This window comes from Citrobacter sp. CK185 (assembly GCF_030333565.1).
Classification (GTDB): Bacteria; Pseudomonadota; Gammaproteobacteria; order Enterobacterales; family Enterobacteriaceae; genus Citrobacter_B; species Citrobacter_B koseri.
In genome coordinates this window covers 130469-152300 of sequence record NZ_JAOWFR010000027.1, presented here as the reverse complement: position 1 = coordinate 152300, position 21832 = coordinate 130469, and the positions used below count along the sequence as shown (strand labels likewise).

The following is a 21832-nucleotide window of genomic DNA, read 5'->3' as shown; positions in this document are numbered from 1 at the left end:
CACAGATGGCGGATTCATTTACGATGGGGTATAAGTAAAACAAAGAGTTAAACGCCACTGCCATAAACGAGGTGGAGAATGCTAGAACATGTATGCCAGCTTGCACGGAATGCGGGCGATGCCATTATGCAGGTCTACGATGGAATCAAACCGATTGAAATCACCAACAAGCAGGATGATTCTCCGGTTACTGCGGCGGATATTGCCGCCCACGCGGTGATACTGGAAGGGTTACAGGCGCTGACGCCGGATATCCCGGTTTTGTCGGAAGAAGATCCGCCCTCCTGGGATGTGCGCCAGCACTGGCAGCGCTACTGGCTGGTTGACCCGTTAGACGGCACCAAAGAGTTCATCAAACGTAACGGCGAGTTTACCGTCAATATTGCGCTGATTGATAAAGGCAAACCGGTTCTGGGCGTGGTCTACGCGCCCGTCATGAAAGTGATGTACAGCGCTGCGGAAGGAAAAGCCTGGAAAGAAGAGTGCGGCGTGCGTAAACGGATTCAGGTGCGCGACGCGCGACCGCCGCTGGTGGTGATTAGCCGCTCCCATGCCGACAACGAGTTGCAAGAGTACCTGCAACAGCTGGGCGAGCATCAGACGACCTCCATCGGCTCATCGCTGAAGTTTTGTCTGGTGGCGGAAGGGCAGGCGCAGCTGTATCCGCGCTTTGGGCCGACCTGCGTCTGGGACACTGCCGCAGGCCATGCCGTTGCCGCTGCGGCCGGGGCGCACGTTCACAACTGGCAGGGGAAACCCCTGGACTATACCCCGCGTGAATCGTTCCTTAACCCCGGCTTCCGGGTCTCTATCTATTAATTATTCAGCAACTTATGCAGCAGGGCGATCACCTGCTGCACCTCTGCCTGGCTTAACCCGCCGTCTTTGGCATACTGAATACGCCCGTCTTTATCGAGCACCACAATGGCGGAGCTCTCTTCTTCAAGCTGCCATGCCTTACGCGCCACGCCATTGCTGTCGACAATAAATTGTGACCACGGATAGAGTTTTTTATTGCTCTCGATGCTGCTGCGCACAAACATGCTGGTGCCCGGAATCGCGTCGTCGGTGTTGACGATAGTGGTCGTCTGGTAGCGGTCATGCGGGAGATTCGCAGATTTAATCGCTTCTATCAGTGCGGCGTTTTTCTCTTTCGCTGACGTTCGTCCGGCGATGTGCTGCAACACCCGAACTTTCCCGGGGAGCTGCGCGCTATTCCAGCTTTTGTAGCTAAACTTGTTGTTATCAAGAATCAGTTCGCCGCGATCGGCGATCCCAATCGGCGATACGCGCTGATGGGTTTCAAAGTTATGCGCGGAGGCCATCATCGGCAGTAACAGGCACGACAGCGCCAGCAGTTTACGTAAGGTCATGGGGTTTCCTTCTTTATTTTTTGCAGGTGATCCGACCACTTGGGTCTGAGGTTTAATCATATGTGCGAATGATGCTTTTTCCCGCAAGCGTGATGCCAGTTTGCGGACGGGCGCACAAATCCTGCGAAAAATGAAGACTTATACTGAAGACAGCGAATCGGTGAATAGATAATTCTGAATAACTGTAATGAAAAGGTAAATAAACTTATACACACTGGAAACATCGTAGAGATAGTCTATAGTCATATGGCATTAAAATTTGCGCCTTAGAACAGCTGGGCCGAATGTGGCACCGCAAAGGCGTAACGCTCAGCAGGAGATAACAATGAAAATTTTCCAACGGTACAACCCGCTACAGGTGGCGAAGTACGTGAAGATCCTGTTCCGTGGACGGTTATATATCAAGGACGTTGGCGCTTTTGAGTTTGATAAGGGCAAGATTCTTATCCCAAAAGTGAAGGATAAGCAGCATTTGTCTGTGATGTCCGAAGTTAACCGTCAGGTTCTGCGTCTGCAAACTGAGATGGCTTAACCAAAGTGCTATGCAGTAGTTTAAAGTAGTATAAAAAAACGGCTCCCAATGGGAGCCGTTGATGTTTCCAGGGCCAGGCATTTATGCCGGGCCTTCTTCTTTCTCTTTGCTATCCGGCAGCTTAGGGACCAGGATGCTGGTTTTGGTGTCGAGGCGCGTTACCAGTAGCTGATCGATACGGTAGTTGTCGATATCCACCACCTCAAATTTATAACCCGAGAACTTCACCGAGTCGGTGCGTTTCGGGATTTTACGCAGCATAAACATCATAAAGCCGCCGATGGTCTCGTAGTTGCCGGACTGCGGGAACTCGTCGATATCCAGCACGCGCATGACGTCGTCAATCGGCGTTCCGCCGTCGATCAGCCAGGAGTTTTCATCGCGCGCCACGATTTGTTCTTCCAGACCCTGGCCGACCAGGTCGCCCATCAGCGTGGTCATCACGTCGTTCAGCGTGATAATCCCGACCACCAGCGCGTATTCGTTCATGATCACCGCGAAGTCTTCCCCCGCCGTCTTAAAGCTTTCCAGCGCTTCAGAGAGGGTCAGGGTGTCCGGCACGATTAATGTGTTGCGGATCTGCACGCCGCTGTTAAGCGCCATACTCTGGTTTGCCAGAACGCGGTTGAGCAGATCTTTAGAATCAACGTAGCCGATGATGTGGTCGATATCTTCATTACACACCAGGAATTTTGAGTGCGGATGCTCCGCGACTTTATTTTTCAGGCTTTGCTCATCTTCATGCAGATCGAACCAGATGATGTTTTCACGCGACGTCATGGAGGACGGCACGGTACGCGATTCCAGCTCAAACACGTTTTCAATCAGCTCGTGTTCCTGCTTACGCAGCACGCCAGCAAGCGCCCCGGCTTCCACGACGGCGTAAATATCGTCCGAGGTGATATCGTCTTTACGTACCATCGGGATTTTAAACAGGCGGAAAATGCTGTTTGCCAGGCCGTTGAAGAACCACACTAAGGGGCGGAAGACGAACAGGCAGAAGCGCATCGGGTTGATGATACGCAAAGCCACGGCTTCTGGCGCAATCATACCGATGCGTTTCGGGGTTAAATCGGCGAACAGGATGAACATACCGGTAACTAACGAGAAGGAGAGCACGAAGCTTAACTGCTCGGAGAGTTCTGGCGACATATAGTTCGAGAACAACGAATGAAAGGCCGGAGAGAATGCGGCATCGCCGACGATACCGCCCAGAATGGCGACAGCGTTAAGGCCAATTTGCACCACGGTAAAAAACGTCCCGGGGTTTTCCTGCATTTTCAGGATGCGTTGCGCATTGATGTTGCCTTCATCAGCCAGCAACTTGAGTTTTATCTTTCGTGAAGCGGCAAGCGAGATCTCGGATATCGAGAAGAACGCACTCACAGCGATCAGGCAGAGTATAATTAAAATACTGTTTAACATATCTTATCCGACCGTTCAGGTCAGATCCTCGGAAGGGGAAGTTGATAAATCCGTGTGATATACACATTGAAAACCGGCCCGAAGGATGTGGGCCGGTAATTTCAGTCGCTAGTATAGCGTAAGGAACTGTAAAGCCGCCAGAGGCGCTGAATTAACCTTGCGGCGGTAAGCACACGCCGATCCCGCCAATGCCGCAATAGCCATACGGATTCTTGTGCAGATACTGCTGGTGATCGTCCTCGGCATAGTAAAACGGGGTGGCGGTGTTGATCTCGGTGGTGATGTGGCGATCGTCGTTTGCCGCAGTCATCGCGCTCTGGAAACGCGCCAGGCTGGCATGTGCGGCGGCGTTCTGCTCTGGCGTTAACGGATAAATCGCCGAGCGGTACTGCGTTCCGTGATCGTTGCCCTGCTGCATACCTTGCGCCGGATCGTGATTTTCCCAGAAGACCTGCAACAATTGTTCATAGCTGATAACCTGCGGATCGTAGACGACGCGTACCGCTTCGGCGTGGCCGGTTTGCCCGGAGCAGACTTCCCGATAGGTTGGGTTTGGCGTATAGCCGCCGGTGTATCCCGCTGCGGTGCTGTAAACGCCGGGTAATTGCCAGAACAAACGCTCGACGCCCCAGAAGCAACCCATGGCGAAGAGGGCAATTTCCATCCCTTCGGGCACGTTTGTCATTGAGTGTCCGTTTACCGCATGTAAAGTTGCCACTGGCATCGGGGTATTGCGTCCAGGTAGGGCATCTGCTTGTGAAACAAGATGCTTTTTATCAAATAAACTCATGGGCCATTCTCCCGAAATCAGTAATTGGGGTTAAGGTTGTAACGAGACGCGTCTTTGCACACAATAGTTACAGTGAATGCGTCTAGAGTAAACATAAGAAATATTTGGGTTGTCGTCTGTTTTTCAATCCCGGTTGTTGGGTTTTTGTTAAGCCGTGGAGCGGCATTGTGATTTCCTTCCAGGGGTGGGAATAAGGGATATTCAGGAGAAAACGTGCCATATATCCGTCAGTTATGCTGGGTTAGCTTACTGTGCTTAAGCGGTTCTGCCGTAGCCGCAAACGTCCGTTTACAGGTCGAGGGGTTATCGGGCGAGCTGGAAAAAAACGTTCGTGCGCAGTTGTCTACGATTCAAAGTGATGAAGTGACGCCGGACCGGCGTTTTCGCGCGCGCGTTGATGATGCCATCCGCGAAGGGTTAAAAGCGCTGGGCTACTACGAGCCGACCATTGATTTTGAGCTGCGCCCGCCGCCGGAGAAGGGGCGTCAGGTCTTGCTCGCCAAAGTGACGCCAGGCGAACCGGTTCGCATCGGCGGAACAGAAGTGATTTTACGCGGCGGCGCGCGTACCGACAGGGATTATCTGGATTTGCTGAAAACGCGTCCGGCCATCGGAACCGTGCTGAATCATGGCGACTATGACGGCTTCAAAAAGTCATTAACCAGCGTGGCGCTACGTAAAGGCTATTTCGACAGTGAATTTAATAAAAGCCAGTTAGGCGTGTCGCTCGATCGTCACCAGGCGTTCTGGGACATTGATTACAACAGCGGCGAGCGCTATCGCTTTGGTCAGGTCACTTTCGAAGGTTCGCAGATTCGCGACGAGTATCTGCAAAACCTGATCCCGTTCAAAGAGGGAGATTACTACCAGTCGAAAGACCTGGCGGAACTGAACCGCCGTCTGTCGGCCACCGGCTGGTTTAACTCGGTCGTCGTCGCGCCTGAATTTGATAAAGCGCGCGAAACCAAAGTATTGCCGCTGCACGGCGTCATGTCTCCACGTACTGAAAACACCATTGAAACGGGCGTCGGCTACTCTACCGACGTCGGGCCGCGTGTGAAGGCGACGTGGAAAAAACCGTGGATGAACTCCTACGGCCACAGCCTGACCACCAGCGCCAGTATCTCCGCCCCGGAGCAGCAGGTCGATTTCAGCTATAAAATGCCGCTCTTAAAGAACCCGCTGGAACAATACTATCTGGTTCAGGGGGGGATTAAGCGCACCGATCTCAACGACACCGAAGCGGACTCCTCCACGCTTGCCGTTTCCCGTTACTGGGACCTTTCCAGCGGCTGGCAGCGCGCCATCAATCTGCGCTGGAGCCTCGATCACTTTACGCAGGGTAACGTCACCAACACCACCATGCTGCTCTATCCGGGCGTGATGATCAGCCGTACCCGTTCGCGCGGCGGACTGATGCCGACGTGGGGGGATTCCCAGCGTTACTCCATCGATTACTCAAACACCGCCTGGGGTTCGGACGTGGATTTCTCGGTATTTCAGGCGCAAAACGTCTGGATTCGCTCGCTGTACGATCGCCATCGCTTCGTGATGCGCGGCAACCTGGGCTGGATTGAGACCGGCGATTTCGACAAAGTGCCGCCGGATTTGCGTTTCTTCGCCGGTGGCGATCGCAGTATTCGCGGTTATAAATACAAATCTATCTCGCCGGAAGACAGCGATGGCAACCTGAAAGGGGCGTCGAAGCTGGTGACGGGCTCGCTGGAATACCAGTACAACGTGACCGGAAAATGGTGGGGGGCGATGTTCGTCGACAGCGGCGAAGCCGTCAGCGATATCCGTAAGAGCGACTTTAAAACCGGCGCCGGGGTTGGCGTGCGTTGGCAGTCTCCGGTCGGGCCGATTAAGCTCGATTTTGCCGTGCCGGTTGGTGACAAAGACGAACACGGTTTACAGTTTTACATCGGTCTGGGGCCTGAATTATGAGTTTATGGAAGAAAATAAGCCTCGGCGTACTGATTTTTATTCTGCTGCTGCTGGGAACCGTGGCGTTCCTGGTGGGCACCACGACGGGGCTGCATCTGGTCTTTAACGCGGCGAACCGCTGGGTGCCAGGGCTGGAGATCGGTCAGGTAACTGGCGGCTGGCGTGACCTGTCGCTGAAAAATATTCGTTACGATCAGCCCGGCGTGGCGGTGAATGCCGGTGAAATCCACCTGGCGGTGAAACTCGGCTGTCTGTGGGACAGCAGCCTGTGTGTTAACGATCTGTCGTTGAAGGACATCAACGTCGCCATCGACAGCAAAAAAATGCCGCCTTCCGAACCGGTGGAGGAAGAAGAGGACAGCGGGCCGCTGAATCTTTCCACGCCGTATCCCATCACGCTTTCGCGCGTGGCGCTCAGCAATATCAATCTCAAAATTGATGATACGACCGTCTCGGTGATGGATTTCACCTCCGGCCTTAACTGGCAGGAGAAAACCCTGACTCTGAAGCCCACTTCGCTACAGGGGCTGCTAATCGCGCTGCCAAAAGTGGCGGAAGTGGCGCAGGAAGAGGTGGTTGAACCGAAGATTGACCATCCCCAACCGGATGAAAAGCCGCTTGGCGAGACGCTGAAGGATCTGTTCTCAAAGCCCGTGTTGCCGGAGATGGCCGATGTGCATCTGCCGCTCAACCTTAATATTGAGGAGTTTAAGGGCGAACAGCTGCGCGTGACGGGCGATACTGACCTGACGGTGCGCAACATGCTGCTGAAAGTCAGCAGCATCGACGGCAATATGAAACTGGATGCGCTGGATATCGACGCCAACCAGGGCACCGTCAATGCGACCGGAACGGCGCAGTTGACCAACTCGTGGCCGGTGGATATCACCCTCAACAGCACGCTGAATATCGATCCGCTGAAAGGCGAAAAGGTGAAGCTGAAGGTAGGCGGCGCGCTGCGTGAACAGCTGGAGATCGGCGTTAACCTCTCCGGGCCGGTGGATATGGATCTGCGCGCCCAGACGCGCCTCGCCGAGGCCGGGTTGCCGCTGAACGTTGAAGTGGCAAGCCGCCAGATTTACTGGCCGTTTACCGGCGACAAGCAGTTCCAGGCCGACGATATCAAACTCAAACTTACCGGCAAGATGACCGACTACACGTTGTCGATGCGCACGGCGGTGAAGGGGCAGGACATTCCGCCCGCCACCATTACCCTGGATGCAAAAGGCAACGAACAGCAGATCAATCTCGATAAGCTCACCGTGGCGGCGCTGGAAGGGAAAACCGAGCTGAAAGCGCTGGTCGACTGGCAGCAGGCGATCAGCTGGCGCGGCGAACTGACGCTGGACGGCATCAACACGGCGAAAGAGATCCCGGACTGGCCTTCTACGCTCAACGGCCTGATCAAAACCCGGGGAAGCCTCTATGGCGGCAGCTGGCAGATGGATGTGCCTGAGCTGAAACTGACCGGTAACGTGAAGCAGAACAAGGTCAATGTTAACGGTTCTCTGAAGGGTAACAGCTACATGCAGTGGGTCATTCCGGGTCTGCATCTGGAGCTGGGACGCAATAGCGCCGATGTGAAAGGCGAGCTGGGCATTAAGGATCTCAATCTCGACGCCACAATTGATGCGCCGAATCTGGATAACGCGCTGCCGGGGCTGGGCGGTACCGCCAAAGGGCTGGTGAAGGTTCGTGGTACGGTCGATGCGCCGCAGCTGCTGGCGGATATCAACGCGCGCGGATTACGCTGGCAGGAGCTGTCGGTGGCGCAGGTGCGTGTGGAAGGGGACATCAAATCCACCGACCAGATCGCCGGGAATCTTGACGTTCGCGTTGAGCGGATTACGCAACCAGACGTCAATATCAACCTCGTCACCCTGAATGCCAAAGGCAGCGAAAAGCAGCATGAACTGCAACTGCGGATTCAGGGCGAGCCGGTCTCCGGGCAGCTTGCGCTTGCGGGCAGTTTTGACCGTAAAGAAGCGCGCTGGAAAGGGACGCTCAGCAATACGCGCTTCCAGACGCCGGTGGGGCCGTGGTCGCTGACGCGCGCCATTGCGCTGGATTACCGTAATCAGGAACAGAAAATCAGCATCGGGCCGCACTGCTGGACGAACCCGAATGCGGAGCTGTGCGTACCGCAAACGATCGATGCCGGGGCAGAAGGACGGGCGGTGGTGAATCTCAACCGTTTCGATCTGGCGATGCTGAAGCCGTTTATGCCGGACGCTACGCAGGCCAGCGGCGTCTTTAGCGGAAAAGCGGATGTCGCGTGGGACACCACCAAAGAGGGGCTGCCGCAAGGGCAGGTCACGCTGTCGGGTCGTAACGTGAAGGTAACGCAACGGGTCAATGACGCGCCGCTACCGGTGGCTTTCGACACGCTGAACCTGAATGCCGATCTGCACAATAACCGGGCGCAGTTAGGCTGGATGATCCGTCTGACCAATAACGGCCAGTTCGACGGGCAGGTACAGATAACCGACCCGCAAGGGCGGCGTAATATTGGCGGTAACGTCAATATCCGCAACTTCAACCTGGCGATGATCAACCCTGTCTTCTCGCGCGGCGAAAAAGCGGCGGGCATGTTGAACGCAAACCTGCGTCTGGGGGGCGACGTGCAAAGCCCACAGATGTTTGGTCAGCTACAGCTGAGCGGCCTGGATGTGGATGGCAACTTTATGCCGTTTGATATGCAGCCAAGCCAACTGGCGATGAATTTCAACGGTACGCGCTCAACTCTGCAAGGCGTGGTGCGCACGCAGCAGGGGCAAATTAATCTGAGCGGCGACGCTGACTGGAGCCAGATAGATAACTGGCGCGCCCGCGTGGCGGCGAAAGGCAGCCGCGTGCGTATCACCGTGCCGCCGATGGTGCGGCTGGATGTTTCCCCGGATGTGGTCTTTGAGGCGACGCCGAGCCTGTTCACGCTGGATGGACGCGTGGATGTGCCGTGGGCGCGTATCGTGGTGCATGAACTGCCGGAAAGCGCGGTAGGCGTCTCCAGTGATGAAGTCATGCTCAATAACGATCTACAGCCTGAAAATCCGCAGAGCGCGTCGATTCCGATCAACAGCAACCTGATTATCCACGTAGGGAACAACGTCCGCATGGATGCCTTTGGCCTGAAAGCGCGTCTGACCGGCGACCTGAAAGTTGCGCAGGATAAACAGGGGCTGGGGCTTAACGGGCAGATCAATATTCCTGACGGGCGCTTCCATGCGTATGGTCAGGATCTGATCGTGCGTAAGGGGGAACTGCTGTTCTCTGGCCCGCCGGATCAGCCGCTGCTCAACATCGAGGCGATTCGTAATCCTGAATCGACGGAGAACGACGTCATTGCCGGGGTGCGCGTGACTGGCACCGCAGATGAGCCGAAAGCGGAAATCTTCTCTGACCCGGCGATGTCCCAGCAGGAGGCGCTGTCTTACCTGCTGCGCGGCCAGGGGCTGGAGAGCGATCAGAGCGACAGTGCGGCGATGACCTCAATGCTTGTTGGTCTGGGGGTTGCACAAAGTGGTCAGGTTGTGGGTAAAATCGGGGAGACATTTGGCGTAAGCAATCTGGCGCTGGACACGCAAGGGGTGGGCGACTCATCCCAGGTTGTGGTCAGCGGATATGTGCTGCCAGGTCTGCAAGTGAAATATGGTGTGGGTATATTTGACTCTTTGGCGACGCTCACGTTACGTTATCGCCTGATGCCTAAGCTATATCTGGAAGCAGTGTCTGGCGTAGATCAGGCACTTGATTTGCTCTATCAGTTCGAGTTTTAGCAATGCGAATATTTGTTTACGGCAGTTTACGACGCAAACAGGGCAACAGCCACTGGATGACCAACGCCCAGTTGCTGGGCGATTACAGTATCGATAACTACCAGTTGTATAGCCTGGGCCACTATCCAGGCGCAGTTCCGGGAAACGGATCGGTACACGGTGAAGTTTATCGTATTGATAACGCCACGCTGGCCGAACTTGATGCCTTGCGCACCAGGGGCGGCGAATATGCACGCCAGTTAATCCAGACACCGTACGGAAGCGCATGGATGTATGTGTACCAACGTCCGGTCGAAGGGTTAACGCTGATTGAAAGCGGTAACTGGTTAGACAGAGACCAGTGCTGATAAAAAAACACGCCACCTTCGGGTGGCGTTGTTTTATGTGGTGCCATAATCATGCTGCGGATGCCTGATGGCGCTGCGTCCTTCACCACCGCCACTGGAGGTGGCTTAGGATGGATAAAAAAAAGACCCTCAATAAATGAGGATCTCCAATAGTGACGTTGGCCTTAACGCGAAAACGAACTTATTTCTTCGCTGCGCGCTCGAAGGAAGCAACGATTTCAGCTTTAGCCGCTTCAGCGTTGTCCCAGCCGTCAACTTTCACCCATTTGCCTTTTTCGAGGTCTTTGTAGTGCTCGAAGAAGTGCGTGATCTGCGCTTTCAGCAGTTCCGGCAGGTCGTTCACGTCGTTGATGTGATCGTATTCTTTGCTCAGTTTGGTGTGCGGTACGGCAACCAGCTTCGCATCTTCACCGGATTCGTCGGTCATTTTCAGAACGCCAACTGGACGGCAACGGATCACAGCACCCGGTTGCAGCGGATACGGCGTCGGGACCAGAACGTCTACCGGATCGCCATCCAGAGACAGGGTGTTGTTGATGTAGCCGTAGTTGCACGGATAGAACATCGCGGTGGACATGAAGCGGTCAACGAACAGTGCGCCGCTCTCTTTGTCAACTTCGTATTTGATCGGATCTGCGTTAGCCGGGATCTCAATAACAACGTAGATATCTTCCGGCAGATCTTTACCCGCAGGGACGTTGAGTAAGCTCATGTCTGTTTCCTTTAAATATATATGGCAAACAAGTGGCGAGTATTATAGCCAACTCGCGCTGAAAGTCTCCGCTTGTTTTCGTCTTCTTTCCCCTCCGGCTGCGATTTTCAGACGGTTTACGTGACAGGAAAATCCATAACAACAGCTGCTTTTTTCATAGGCGAATGAAAGCGATTACAAAGTTGTGATTAACCTTTTATTTACTTTTTTGAAGTGTGATGTAACGCAATCCGTTACATCACCTATTGTCTATAGTTTTCCTCGCGAATGCTTTTCACCCAACAATAACCTGGGCTACGAGGACATCATTATGTGGAAGCGCTTACTTTTAGTCACAGCAGTTTCGGCAGCCATGTCGTCTATGGCAATGGCCGCCCCCTTAACCGTAGGATTTTCGCAGGTCGGCTCTGAGTCCGGCTGGCGCGCCGCCGAAACCAACGTGGCGAAGAGCGAGGCCGAAAAACGCGGCATCACGCTGAAAATTGCCGACGGTCAGCAAAAACAGGAAAACCAGATTAAAGCCGTACGCTCATTTGTCGCTCAGGGCGTGGACGCCATCTTTATTGCGCCAGTGGTCGCGACAGGCTGGGAACCGGTCTTAAAAGAAGCCAAAGATGCGGAAATTCCGGTCTTTCTGCTCGACCGCTCCATTGATGTTAAAGACAAATCGCTCTATATGACCACCGTCACCGCCGACAACGTGCTGGAAGGCAGATTGATCGGCGACTGGCTGGTAAAAGAGGTGGATGGTAAGCCGTGTAACGTTGTTGAGCTGCAAGGCACCGTCGGGGCCAGCGTGGCGATCGACCGTAAGAAAGGGTTTGCCGAAGCCATCGCCAAAGCGCCAAACATCAAAATCATCCGCTCTCAGTCTGGCGACTTTACCCGTAGTAAGGGGAAAGAGGTGATGGAGAGCTTTATCAAAGCGGAAAACAACGGCAAAAACATCTGCATGGTTTACGCCCATAACGACGACATGGTGATCGGCGCGATCCAGGCGATTAAAGAAGCGGGCCTGAAGCCGGGAAAAGATATTCTGACGGGCTCTATCGACGGCGTGCCGGATATCTATAAAGCGATGATTGATGGCGAAGCCAACGCCAGCGTTGAACTGACGCCGAACATGGCCGGGCCCGCTTTCGATGCGCTGGAGAAATACAAAAAAGACGGCACGATGCCTGAGAAGTTGACCATCACCAAATCGACGCTGTACCTGCCTGACACCGCAAAAGAAGAGTTAGAGAAGAAGAAAAACATGGGCTACTGATTTTGCTGTCGGTCTTCTGTAGGCCGGATAAGGCGTTACGCCGCCATCCGGCATTTATTGCCTGATGGCGCTGCGCTTATCGGGCCTACGGAAAGGCCGCGCTTTCGAACCGGAGGAATGCCATGACCATCGACCAAAATCAGGAAATCCTCCGTACCGAGGGACTCAGTAAATTTTTTCCCGGCGTTAAGGCGCTGGATAACGTCGATTTTAGCCTGCGCCGGGGCGAAATCATGGCGCTGCTCGGGGAAAACGGGGCGGGAAAATCAACGCTGATTAAAGCATTAACCGGCGTATACCATGCCGATCGCGGCACAATCTGGCTGGAAGGCCAGGCGATTTCACCGAAGAATACCGCGCATGCCCAGCAACTGGGGATCGGAACCGTCTACCAGGAGGTTAACCTTCTGCCCAATATGTCGGTGGCGGATAACCTGTTTATCGGTCGTGAGCCCCGGCGTTTTGGCCTGCTGCGGCGCAAAGAAATGGAGAAACGCGCCACTGAATTGATGGCCTCTTACGGTTTTTCGCTGGATGTGCGTGAGCCGCTCAACCGCTTTTCCGTTGCAATGCAGCAGATTGTCGCTATCTGCCGGGCCATCGATCTCTCCGCGAAAGTCCTGATCCTCGACGAACCCACCGCCAGCCTCGACACCCAGGAAGTTGAGATGCTGTTTGGCCTGATGCGCCATCTGCGCGATCGCGGCGTCAGCCTGATCTTTGTTACGCACTTTCTCGATCAGGTTTATCAGGTGAGCGATCGGATTACCGTGTTACGCAACGGCAGCTTTGTCGGCTGCCGCGAAACCCGCGAGCTTCCACAGATCGAACTGGTGAAAATGATGCTGGGGCGCGAACTGGAGACCCATGCGCTACAGCGGGCGGGGCGCACCTTGCTGAGCGATAAACCGGTGGCTGCCTTTAAAGATTACGGCAGGAAGGGCACGATCTCGCCGTTCAGCCTGGAAGTTCGCCCCGGCGAGATCGTCGGTCTGGCAGGGCTGTTGGGATCGGGGCGTACCGAAACCGCAGAGGTGATCTTCGGCATTAAACCGGCCGACAGCGGCAGTGCGATGATCAAAGGTAAACCGCAAACCCTGCGATCGCCGCATCAGGCTTCATGCCTTGGGATCGGCTTTTGCCCGGAAGACAGGAAAACGGACGGCATTATTGCCGCCGCATCGGTACGGGAAAATATCATTCTGGCGCTACAGGCGCAGCGAGGCTGGCTGCGGCCGATTTCCCGCAGAGAACAGCAGGAGATTGCCGAGCGTTTTATCCGCCAGTTGGGCATTCGTACCCCCAGTGCGGAGCAGCCGATTGAATTTCTCTCCGGCGGCAATCAGCAAAAAGTGTTGCTGTCGCGCTGGTTGCTGACCAAACCGCAGTTCCTGATCCTGGATGAACCGACACGCGGTATCGACGTTGGGGCGCATGCGGAGATCATCCGACTGATTGAAACGCTGTGTGCGGACGGGCTGGCGCTGCTGGTCATCTCCTCTGAACTGGAGGAACTGGTGGGCTATGCCGATCGGGTGATCATCATGCGCGATCGTAAACAGGTGGCGGAGATCCCGCTGGCGGAACTGTCCGTTCCGGCGATCATGAACGCCATTGCGGCGTAAGGAGAATAGTGTGATGCCTCAGTCTCTCCCGCAAACCACACCGCCGAAGCGACGTTTTCGCTGGCCGACAGGTATGCCGCAGATCGTGGCATTGCTGCTGGTGCTGTTGGTGGACAGCCTGGTGGCGCCGCATTTCTGGCAGGTGATTTTGCAGGATGGCCGCCTGTTCGGCAGCCCGATTGACATTCTTAACCGCGCGGCTCCCGTTGCGCTGCTGGCGATTGGGATGACGCTGGTGATCGCCACTGGCGGTATCGATCTCTCCGTCGGGGCGGTAATGGCGATTGCCGGGGCGACCACTGCCGCCATGACGGTGGCCGGGCACAGCTTACCGGTGGTGCTGCTCGCGGCGCTGGGAACCGGCGTACTGGCGGGCTTGTGGAATGGCATTCTGGTGGCGATCCTTAAAATTCAGCCGTTTGTCGCCACGCTCATTCTGATGGTGGCCGGACGTGGCGTGGCGCAACTCATCACCTCCGGGCAGATCGTCACCTTTAACTCACCCAACTTATCGTGGTTCGGCAGCGGTTCGCTGCTGCTGTTTCCGACGCCCGTGATTATCGCGCTGCTTACCCTGGTGGTGTTCTGGCTGCTGACCCGTAAAACGGCGCTGGGGATGTTCATTGAAGCGGTGGGGATCAACATTCGGGCGGCGAAAAATGCCGGGGTGAACACCCGCATTATCGTCATGCTCACCTATGTTCTGAGCGGCCTGTGCGCGGCGATTGCGGGCATCATCATCACGGCGGATATTCGCGGCGCGGACGCCAACAACGCCGGACTCTGGCTGGAACTGGACGCTATTCTGGCCGTGGTTATTGGCGGCGGCTCGCTGATGGGCGGGCGCTTTAACCTGCTGCTGTCGGTCGTGGGCGCATTGATTATCCAGGGGATGAATACCGGCATCCTGCTGTCAGGCTTTCCGCCGGAGATGAACCAGGTCGTCAAAGCCATCGTGGTGTTATGCGTGCTGATTGTGCAGTCGCAGCGCTTTATCAGTCTGATAAAAGGAGTGCGTGGTCGTGATAAAACGTAACTTACCGTTGATGATCACCCTCGGGGTTTTTGTGCTGGGCTACCTCTATTGCCTGACGCAGTTCCCCGGTTTCGCCTCAACCCGGGTTATCTGCAATATCCTGACCGATAACGCTTTCCTCGGGATTATCGCGGTTGGCATGACCTTCGTGATCCTCTCCGGCGGCATCGATCTGTCCGTGGGATCGGTGATCGCGTTTACCGGCGTTTTTCTGGCGAAGGCCATTGGCTACTGGGGGATCTCGCCGCTGCTGGCCTTCCCGCTGGTACTGGCGATGGGCTGTGCGTTCGGGGCATTTATGGGGCTGCTGATTGATGCGCTGAAGATTCCGGCGTTTATCATTACGCTGGCGGGGATGTTCTTCCTGCGTGGCGTCAGCTACCTGGTGTCTGAGGAGTCAATTCCGATTAACCACCCGATTTACGATACGCTTTCCAGCCTGGCGTGGAAAATCCCCGGCGGCGGGCGTCTGAGCGCAATGGGGCTGCTGATGCTGGCGGTGGTGGTGATCGGTATTTTCCTCGCCCACCGTACGCGGTTTGGTAATCAGGTTTACGCCATTGGCGGAAATGCGGCGTCGGCGAACCTGATGGGGATTTCGACGCGCAGCACCACCATCCGTATTTATATGCTCTCTACCGGGCTTGCGACGCTGGCGGGTATTGTTTTCTCCATTTATACCCAGGCCGGTTATGCGCTGGCGGGCGTTGGCGTTGAGCTGGATGCCATCGCATCGGTGGTGATTGGCGGTACGTTGCTGAGCGGAGGCGTGGGGACGGTGTTAGGTACGCTGTTCGGCGTGGCGATCCAGGGGCTGATCCAGACCTATATTAACTTCGATGGCACGCTGAGTTCCTGGTGGACGAAGATCGCTATCGGGATTTTGTTGTTTATTTTTATTGCCTTGCAGCGTGGTCTGACGGTGCTGTGGGAGAATCGCCAGAGCTCTCCGGTTACGCGTGTCAACACAGCCGCAACACCGAAGTAACATATTGAATTTCCTGAAACGTATAAACTTTTTCCGGTTGTAGTCGATAGATTCTATATCCCTACAACCGGAAAGATAACGATGCCAAAATCCCTCTCTATTCGTACAAGTTTACTGGTTTTACTGTCTTTACTTACCCTGCTCCTGTTGCTGACGGGCGGTATGGGGCTCTACGCCTCCACCCGTATTATCACTTCCTGGGTCTATTATGGGGTGATGACGGGGGCGACGCTGGCCGCCATCGGCCTGCTGGCGCTGGTATGGCTGATGTTGCGTAATAAGCTCCTGAAACCTCTTGATAATGTTGTTGAGCAACTGGAGCGTCTGGCGACAGGGGATTTATCGCCGACGGTAAGCCGTTTTGCCAGCTCTGAATTTAACCGTCTGAATACCGCCCTTGAAGAGATGCGTGCGGCGCTGAGTGAATCCGTGGTACGCGTTCGTGACGCCAGCACGCAAATTGATACCGGCAGCCGTGAACTGACGGCGGGCAACCTGCATCTGGCGCAACGCACGGAGTCTACGGCCACCTCGCTGGAACAGACAGCCGCCAGCATGGAAGAGCTGACTGCGACGGTGAAACTGAACGCTGAAAATGCCGATCAGGCGCACCAACTGGCGAAATCAGTCTCGGACACCGCCGATCGCGGCAGCGAGATGGTGTGCTATGTCATTGAGAAAATGCGTGATATTTCCGGCAGCTCTGACCGTATCGCCGATATTCTCGGCGTAATTGACGGCATCGCTTTCCAGACCAATATTCTGGCGCTGAATGCCTCCGTTGAAGCGGCGCGCGCTGGTGAACAGGGGCGCGGTTTTGCGGTGGTTGCCGGTGAGGTGCGTAATCTCGCCAGCCGCAGCGCCGATGCTGCGAAAGAGATCCGCGCGCTCATCAGCGACTCGCAAACGCATGTCGGAGAGGGCAGCGATCTGGCGATGCAGGCCGGTGAAACGATGGATGAGATTGCGACAGAAGTGATGCGCATGACCAAACTGATGCGTGAGATTGCCAGTGCTTCTCAGGAACAGAGCCGGGGCATTGAGCAGGTGAATATCGCGGTCAGTCAGATGGATGAAACCGCACAGCAGAACGCGGCGCTGGTACAGCAATCTTCCGCAGCCACCCGTTCGCTGGAAGAGCAGTCCCATGCGCTGCTGGAGGCGATGGCCGTATTTAAGCTACAGGCAGCGTAACCGAACGTAGGCCGGATAAGGCGAAGCCGCCACCAGGCAATAAATTGCCGGATGGCAACGCTGCGCGTTTTATCCGGCCTACATCCGTGCGATTAATGATAATTATGCGTCCGGGAACTCGCGGATGAAGCGTTCTACGTCTTCCACCATATGATCGGTGCCGACGAAGAACGGACGGCGCTGGTGCAGGCTTTCCGGCGTAATATCCAGAATGCGCTCTTTACCGTCGCTCGCTTTGCCGCCCGCCTGCTCAGCCAGGAAGGCCATCGGGTTGCATTCGTACAGCAGACGCAGTTTCCCTTCCGGGTGGCTGGCGGTGCTCGGGTAGAGGTAGATCCCGCCTTTCAGCAGGTTGCGGTGGAAATCCGCCACCAGGGAGCCAATATAGCGCGAGGTGTACGGGCGATTCGTGGACTTGTCCTCTTCCTGGCAGAACTTAATGTACTTCTTCACGCCATTCGGGAATTTGATGTAGTTGCCTTCGTTAATGGAGTAGGTGTTACCCTTCTCCGGGAAGCGCATACGCTCCTGGCACAGGCAGAAAACGCCCAGCGACGGATCGTAGGTGAAGGCGTGTACGCCGCAGCCGGTGGTGTAAACCAGCATGGTTGAAGAGCCGTAGACCACATAACCCGCAGCCACCTGCTTGTTGCCCGGTTGCAGGAAATCTTCTTCCGTCACCGGCGTGCCGACAGGCGTTACGCGGCGGTAGATAGAGAAAATAGTACCGACAGAGACGTTAACATCGATGTTGGACGAGCCATCCAGTGGGTCCATCAGCACCACGTATTTCGCGTGTTCGCAGCCTTCAAAGACGACAATTTCATCTTCTTCTTCAGAAGCGATGCCCGCCACAATATCGCGCGCCTTCAGTGCAGCTTTCAGTTTTTCGTTCGCGAACAGGTCGAGTTTCTGCTGAACCTCGCCCTGCACGTTCTCAGCACCGCTGGCACCCAGGATATCGACCAGACCGGCCTTGTTGATATCGCGGTGGATGATCTTGGCGCCCAGCTTTATTGCCGACAACAAAGCAGTGAGCTCACCGGTAGCATGAGAGAACTCGTGCTGCTTTTCGACAATAAATTCACCTAACGTTTTCATAACACTTTCCCTGCAATTGATATGGAGTAAAGCGACCGTAACAATCTTAACAAATATTTCAGCGGCCGCGCTCAGGTGAATCGCGCCAGCAAAGTACGGAATATCCTGAAATGCGTTTCTCACTTGCCTGACATGTGCGTAAAATGACCCCCAGATTAAAAAAGGGTAGTGACGTATGCGCATTCATATTTTGGGAATTTGTGGCACTTTCATGGGCGGTCTGGCGATGCTGGCGCGCTCGCTCGGTCATGAAGTAACGGGTTCGGACGCCAATGTGTATCCGCCGATGAGCACCCTGCTTGAGAAGCAGGGCATTGATTTAATTCAGGGTTACGACGCCAGCCAGCTCGACCCACAGCCAGACCTGGTGATCATCGGCAACGCCATGACCCGTGGAAATCCGTGTGTTGAAGCGGTGCTGGAAAAGAACATTCCGTATATGTCCGGCCCGCAGTGGCTGCATGACTTTGTTCTGCGCGATCGCTGGGTGCTGGCCGTAGCCGGTACGCACGGTAAAACCACCACGGCAGGCATGGCGACCTGGATTCTGGAAGCCTGCGGTTATCAGCCGGGCTTCGTGATTGGCGGCGTTCCGGGCAATTTCGACGTTTCTGCCCGTCTGGGTGAAAGTCACTTCTTCGTCATTGAGGCGGATGAGTACGACTGCGCGTTCTTCGATAAGCGTTCCAAGTTTGTGCATTACTGCCCGCGCACGCTGATCCTCAACAACCTTGAGTTCGACCATGCGGACATCTTTGACGATCTGAAAGCGATTCAGAAGCAGTTCCACCACCTGGTGCGCATCGTGCCGGGGCAAGGGCGCATTATTTTCCCGGAACACGACATCAACCTGAAGCAGACGATCGCGATGGGCTGCTGGAGCGAGCAGGAGCTGGTGGGCGAGCAGGGGCACTGGCAGGCGAAGAAACTGAACGCGGATGCATCCGTTTGGGAAGTGTGGCTGGACGGTGAAAAAGCCGGTGAAGTGAAGTGGTCGCTGGTCGGTGAACACAATATGAATAACGGGCTGATGGCGATTGCCGCCGCTCGTCATGTTGGCGTGACGCCTGCGGATGCGGCTAACGCGTTGGGATCGTTCATCAACGCCCGTCGTCGTCTGGAGTTGCGCGGTGAAGCCAACGGTGTGACGGTGTATGACGATTTCGCTCACCACCCGACGGCGATCCTGGCGACGCTTGCGGCGTTGCGCAGTAAAGTGGGCGGTACGGCGCGTATTCTTGCGGTGCTGGAACCGCGCTCCAACACCATGAAGATGGGTCTTTGCAAAGACGATCTGGCTCCGTCGTTAGGGCGTGCGGATGAAGTGTTCTTGCTGCAACCGCAGCATATTCCGTGGCAGGTGGCGGAAGTCGCGGATGCCTGTGTTCAGCCTGCGCACTGGAGCGGAGATGTGGACGCGCTGGCCGATATGGTGGTGAAAACCGCGCAGCCCGGCGATCATATTCTGGTGATGAGCAACGGCGGGTTCGGCGGCATCCATCAAAAACTGTTGGATGGCCTGGCGAAAAAGGCAGAGGCGGCGGAGTAATCATATGCCCGGTGGCGCTGCGCTTACCGGGCCTACAAACTGTAGGCCGGATAAGACGCGTTGCGTCGCCATCCGGCAATACCAAATGCACCAGGCTGTAGGCCGGATAAGACGCATTGCGTCGCCATCCGGCACACTTAACTTACGTACGCATTACTCTTCGTTTTCCGCCAGCTCACGCAGATACTGGAAGATCTGCCGCGCCGACTTCGGCGGCTTGTTGCCTTCTTTCTCTTTCTTCGCGTTGCGGATCAGCGAGCGAAGCTGCTGACGGTCGGCATTCGGCCACAGGCTCAGCACTTCCTCCACCGCATCATCACCTTCAACGATCAGGCGATCGCGCAGTTGCTCAAGCTTATGGAACAGCACCACCTGCTGGTTGTGGCGGTTTTTCAGCTTATCCAGCGCCTGACGAATAGGTTCAACGTCGCGTTGACGCAGCATCTTACCGATCAGCTGCAACTGACGGCGGCGGCCTTCCATCTTAATACGCTGGGCCAGCTCAATGGCGGCGCGCAGATCCGCATCAAGCGGGATCTTATCCAGCGCGTTTTTCCCCAGATCCACAATTTCCGCGCCCAGGCGTTTTAACTCCTCGGCATCGCGTTTAATTTCACTTTTGCTGACCCAGATAATTTCATCGTCTTCGTCTTCGATGTCATCACCGGGAACGTCGTCGAGCCAGTCTTCGGGCTGCTTTGTCATGTCAGGCTCCTTAAAAAAAGAGGCTAATGTTACCAGTTAAGAGGCGCACTGAAAAACGGTTCTCTGTTAGACTTCAGAGAAACTCTCTACAGTATGGCATTTGCGATGAAAGTAATCTCACAAGTTGAAGCGCAGCGTAAGATTCTGGAAGAAGCGGTCTCGACAGCCCTGGAGCTCGCCTCAGGCAAATCAGACGGCGCGGAAGTCTCTGTCAGCAAGACCACCGGCATCAGCGTCAGCACCCGTTATGGTGAAGTGGAGAACGTAGAATTTAATAGTGACGGCGCGCTGGGGATCACCGTTTATCACCAGAACCGTAAAGGCAGCGCGTCATCCACCGATTTAAGCCCGCAGGCGATTGCCCGTACCGTACAGGCGGCGCTGGATATTGCTCGCTATACCTCGCCGGACCCGTGCGCGGGCGTGGCAGATAAAGATCTGCTGGCCTTTGAGGCGCCGGATCTCGACCTGTTCCACCCGGCGGAAGTGACCCCGGATGAGGCCATTGATCTGGCTGCTCGCGCGGAACAGGCGTCGTTGCAGGCGGATAAACGTATTACCAACACCGAAGGCGGCAGCTTTAACAGCCATTACGGCATCAAAGTGTTCGGCAACAGCCACGGCATGTTGCAGGGGTACTGCTCCACGCGCCATTCGCTCTCAAGCTGTGTCATCGCCGAAGAAAAGGGCGACATGGAGCGTGATTACGCCTACACCATTGGCCGTGCGTTAGGCGATCTGCAAACGCCGGAATGGGTGGGCGCCGAGTGCGCGCGCCGTACGTTATCTCGCCTGGCGCCGCGCAAACTCTCGACCATGAAAGCGCCGGTGATTTTCGCGAATGAAGTGGCGACCGGGTTGTTTGGTCACTTGGTCGGCGCGATTGCGGGCGGCTCGGTATACCGTAAATCGACCTTCCTGCTGGATTCGCTGGGCAAACAAATTCTGCCGGAATGGCTGACCATCGAAGAACACCCGCATCTGCTGAAAGGGCTGGCCTCTTCGCCATTCGACAGCGAAGGTGTGCGCACAGAGCGTCGCGACATTGTGAAAGACGGCGTGCTGACCCAGTGGCTGCTGACCAACTATTCCGCGCGCAAACTGGGGCTGAAAAGCACCGGGCACGCGGGCGGCATCCATAACTGGCGCATTGCCGGGCAGGGGCTGAGCTTTGAACAACTGCTCAAAGAGATGGGCACCGGTCTGGTCGTCACCGAACTCATGGGCCAGGGGGTGAGCGGCATTACTGGCGACTACTCCCGTGGCGCGGCCGGTTTCTGGGTTGAGAATGGTGAGATCCAGTATCCGGTCAGCGAGATCACCATCGCCGGGAATTTAAAAGAGATGTGGCGCAATATCGTCACCGTGGGTAACGATATTGAAACGCGTAGCAATATACAGTGTGGTTCCGTGCTGTTACCGGAGATGAAAATCGCCGGGCAGTAGCACTCGTTTGTTTTCTTTT

The 21832-nt window shown here is 55.5% G+C and carries 18 protein-coding genes; 12 read left to right on the top strand and 6 right to left on the bottom strand.

From position 1 onward, the window contains the following. The first annotated feature begins 78 nt into the window (after window positions 1-78). The gene (gene cysQ, locus OGV79_RS21160) at window positions 79-819 is read left to right on the top strand and encodes a 3'(2'),5'-bisphosphate nucleotidase CysQ (protein ID WP_047459424.1); all 741 of its coding nucleotides are present in this window, start codon (window positions 79-81) and stop codon (window positions 817-819) included. On the opposite strand, the gene OGV79_RS21155 is transcribed toward cysQ, so the two are convergent. After that, entirely contained in the window at window positions 816-1373 is a 558-nt protein-coding gene (locus OGV79_RS21155) for a YtfJ family protein (RefSeq protein ID WP_275166077.1), read from the bottom strand. The genes cysQ and OGV79_RS21155 overlap by 4 nt on opposite strands. A 325-nt stretch (window positions 1374-1698) precedes the next feature. Here OGV79_RS21155 and OGV79_RS21150 point away from each other — a divergent pair, with 325 nt between their 5' ends. Then, window positions 1699-1905 carry a DUF1107 domain-containing protein gene (locus OGV79_RS21150; RefSeq protein ID WP_004857160.1) on the top strand — a complete coding sequence of 69 codons (207 nt, stop codon included), beginning with the start codon at window positions 1699-1701 and terminating at the stop codon, window positions 1903-1905. An 81-nt stretch (window positions 1906-1986) separates the two neighbouring features. Here the strand turns inward: OGV79_RS21150 and paeA are convergent, their stop codons facing one another. Then, window positions 1987-3330, bottom strand: coding sequence for a polyamine export protein PaeA (paeA, locus tag OGV79_RS21145; RefSeq protein WP_012134390.1), 1344 nt, complete (start codon window positions 3328-3330; stop codon window positions 1987-1989). 151 nt (window positions 3331-3481) lie between these two features. Then, complete coding sequence (gene msrA / locus OGV79_RS21140) at window positions 3482-4120, bottom strand: peptide-methionine (S)-S-oxide reductase MsrA (RefSeq protein ID WP_024130782.1); 639 nt, start codon at window positions 4118-4120, stop codon at window positions 3482-3484. A gap of 213 nt (window positions 4121-4333) precedes the next feature. Here msrA and tamA point away from each other — a divergent pair, with 213 nt between their 5' ends. From tamA to OGV79_RS21125, 3 genes are read left to right on the top strand one after another with little or no spacing between them, the layout of a single operon-like run. Continuing rightward, entirely contained in the window at window positions 4334-6067 is a 1734-nt protein-coding gene (gene tamA, locus OGV79_RS21135; protein ID WP_012134388.1) for an autotransporter assembly complex protein TamA, read from the top strand. Then, window positions 6064-9843, top strand: a complete 3780-nt coding sequence (gene tamB / locus OGV79_RS21130; protein WP_286468901.1) for an autotransporter assembly complex protein TamB — start codon at window positions 6064-6066, stop codon at window positions 9841-9843. Before tamA ends, tamB begins: the two co-directional genes overlap by 4 nt. A 2-nt stretch (window positions 9844-9845) precedes the next feature. Further along, window positions 9846-10190, top strand: coding sequence for a gamma-glutamylcyclotransferase family protein (locus OGV79_RS21125; RefSeq protein ID WP_012134386.1), 345 nt, complete (start codon window positions 9846-9848; stop codon window positions 10188-10190). A 181-nt stretch (window positions 10191-10371) separates the two neighbouring features. On the opposite strand, the gene ppa is transcribed toward OGV79_RS21125, so the two are convergent. Then, window positions 10372-10902, bottom strand: a complete 531-nt coding sequence (gene ppa / locus OGV79_RS21120) for an inorganic diphosphatase (protein WP_012134382.1) — start codon at window positions 10900-10902, stop codon at window positions 10372-10374. Between the two features lie 310 nt (window positions 10903-11212). Here ppa and ytfQ point away from each other — a divergent pair, with 310 nt between their 5' ends. From ytfQ to OGV79_RS21095, 5 genes are all read left to right on the top strand, one after another. Further along, window positions 11213-12169: a galactofuranose ABC transporter substrate-binding protein YtfQ gene (gene ytfQ / locus OGV79_RS21115; RefSeq protein ID WP_012134381.1), complete on the top strand. Its 957-nt coding sequence runs from the start codon at window positions 11213-11215 to the stop codon at window positions 12167-12169. Between the two features lie 122 nt (window positions 12170-12291). Then, window positions 12292-13794 (top strand): galactofuranose ABC transporter, ATP-binding protein YtfR, encoded by a 1503-nt coding sequence (gene ytfR, locus OGV79_RS21110; protein ID WP_058668471.1) that lies wholly within the window; start codon window positions 12292-12294, stop codon window positions 13792-13794. 13 nt (window positions 13795-13807) lie between these two features. Continuing rightward, on the top strand, window positions 13808-14830 hold the full coding sequence (ytfT, locus tag OGV79_RS21105; RefSeq protein WP_024130780.1) for a galactofuranose ABC transporter, ATP-binding protein YtfT: 1023 nt from the start codon (window positions 13808-13810) through the stop codon (window positions 14828-14830). Beyond that, the gene (gene yjfF, locus OGV79_RS21100; RefSeq protein WP_024130779.1) at window positions 14817-15818 is read left to right on the top strand and encodes a galactofuranose ABC transporter, permease protein YjfF; all 1002 of its coding nucleotides are present in this window, start codon (window positions 14817-14819) and stop codon (window positions 15816-15818) included. Before ytfT ends, yjfF begins: the two co-directional genes overlap by 14 nt. 81 nt (window positions 15819-15899) lie before the next feature. Further along, on the top strand, window positions 15900-17012 hold the full coding sequence (locus tag OGV79_RS21095) for a methyl-accepting chemotaxis protein (protein ID WP_080750335.1): 1113 nt from the start codon (window positions 15900-15902) through the stop codon (window positions 17010-17012). A gap of 102 nt (window positions 17013-17114) precedes the next feature. Here OGV79_RS21095 and fbp read toward each other — a convergent pair whose 3' ends face one another. After that, window positions 17115-18113 (bottom strand): class 1 fructose-bisphosphatase, encoded by a 999-nt coding sequence (gene fbp, locus OGV79_RS21090; protein WP_024130778.1) that lies wholly within the window; start codon window positions 18111-18113, stop codon window positions 17115-17117. A gap of 175 nt (window positions 18114-18288) precedes the next feature. Here fbp and mpl point away from each other — a divergent pair, with 175 nt between their 5' ends. Beyond that, complete coding sequence (gene mpl, locus OGV79_RS21085) at window positions 18289-19662, top strand: UDP-N-acetylmuramate:L-alanyl-gamma-D-glutamyl-meso-diaminopimelate ligase (protein ID WP_198447273.1); 1374 nt, start codon at window positions 18289-18291, stop codon at window positions 19660-19662. Window positions 19663-19815: 153 nt separating this feature from the next. On the opposite strand, the gene yjgA is transcribed toward mpl, so the two are convergent. Continuing rightward, window positions 19816-20367, bottom strand: coding sequence for a ribosome biogenesis factor YjgA (gene yjgA / locus OGV79_RS21080; protein WP_012134373.1), 552 nt, complete (start codon window positions 20365-20367; stop codon window positions 19816-19818). Window positions 20368-20460: 93 nt separating this feature from the next. Between yjgA and pmbA the strand changes: the two genes are divergently transcribed. Next, window positions 20461-21813 (top strand): metalloprotease PmbA, encoded by a 1353-nt coding sequence (gene pmbA, locus OGV79_RS21075; protein WP_047459405.1) that lies wholly within the window; start codon window positions 20461-20463, stop codon window positions 21811-21813. Window positions 21814-21832: the final 19 nt, after the last annotated feature.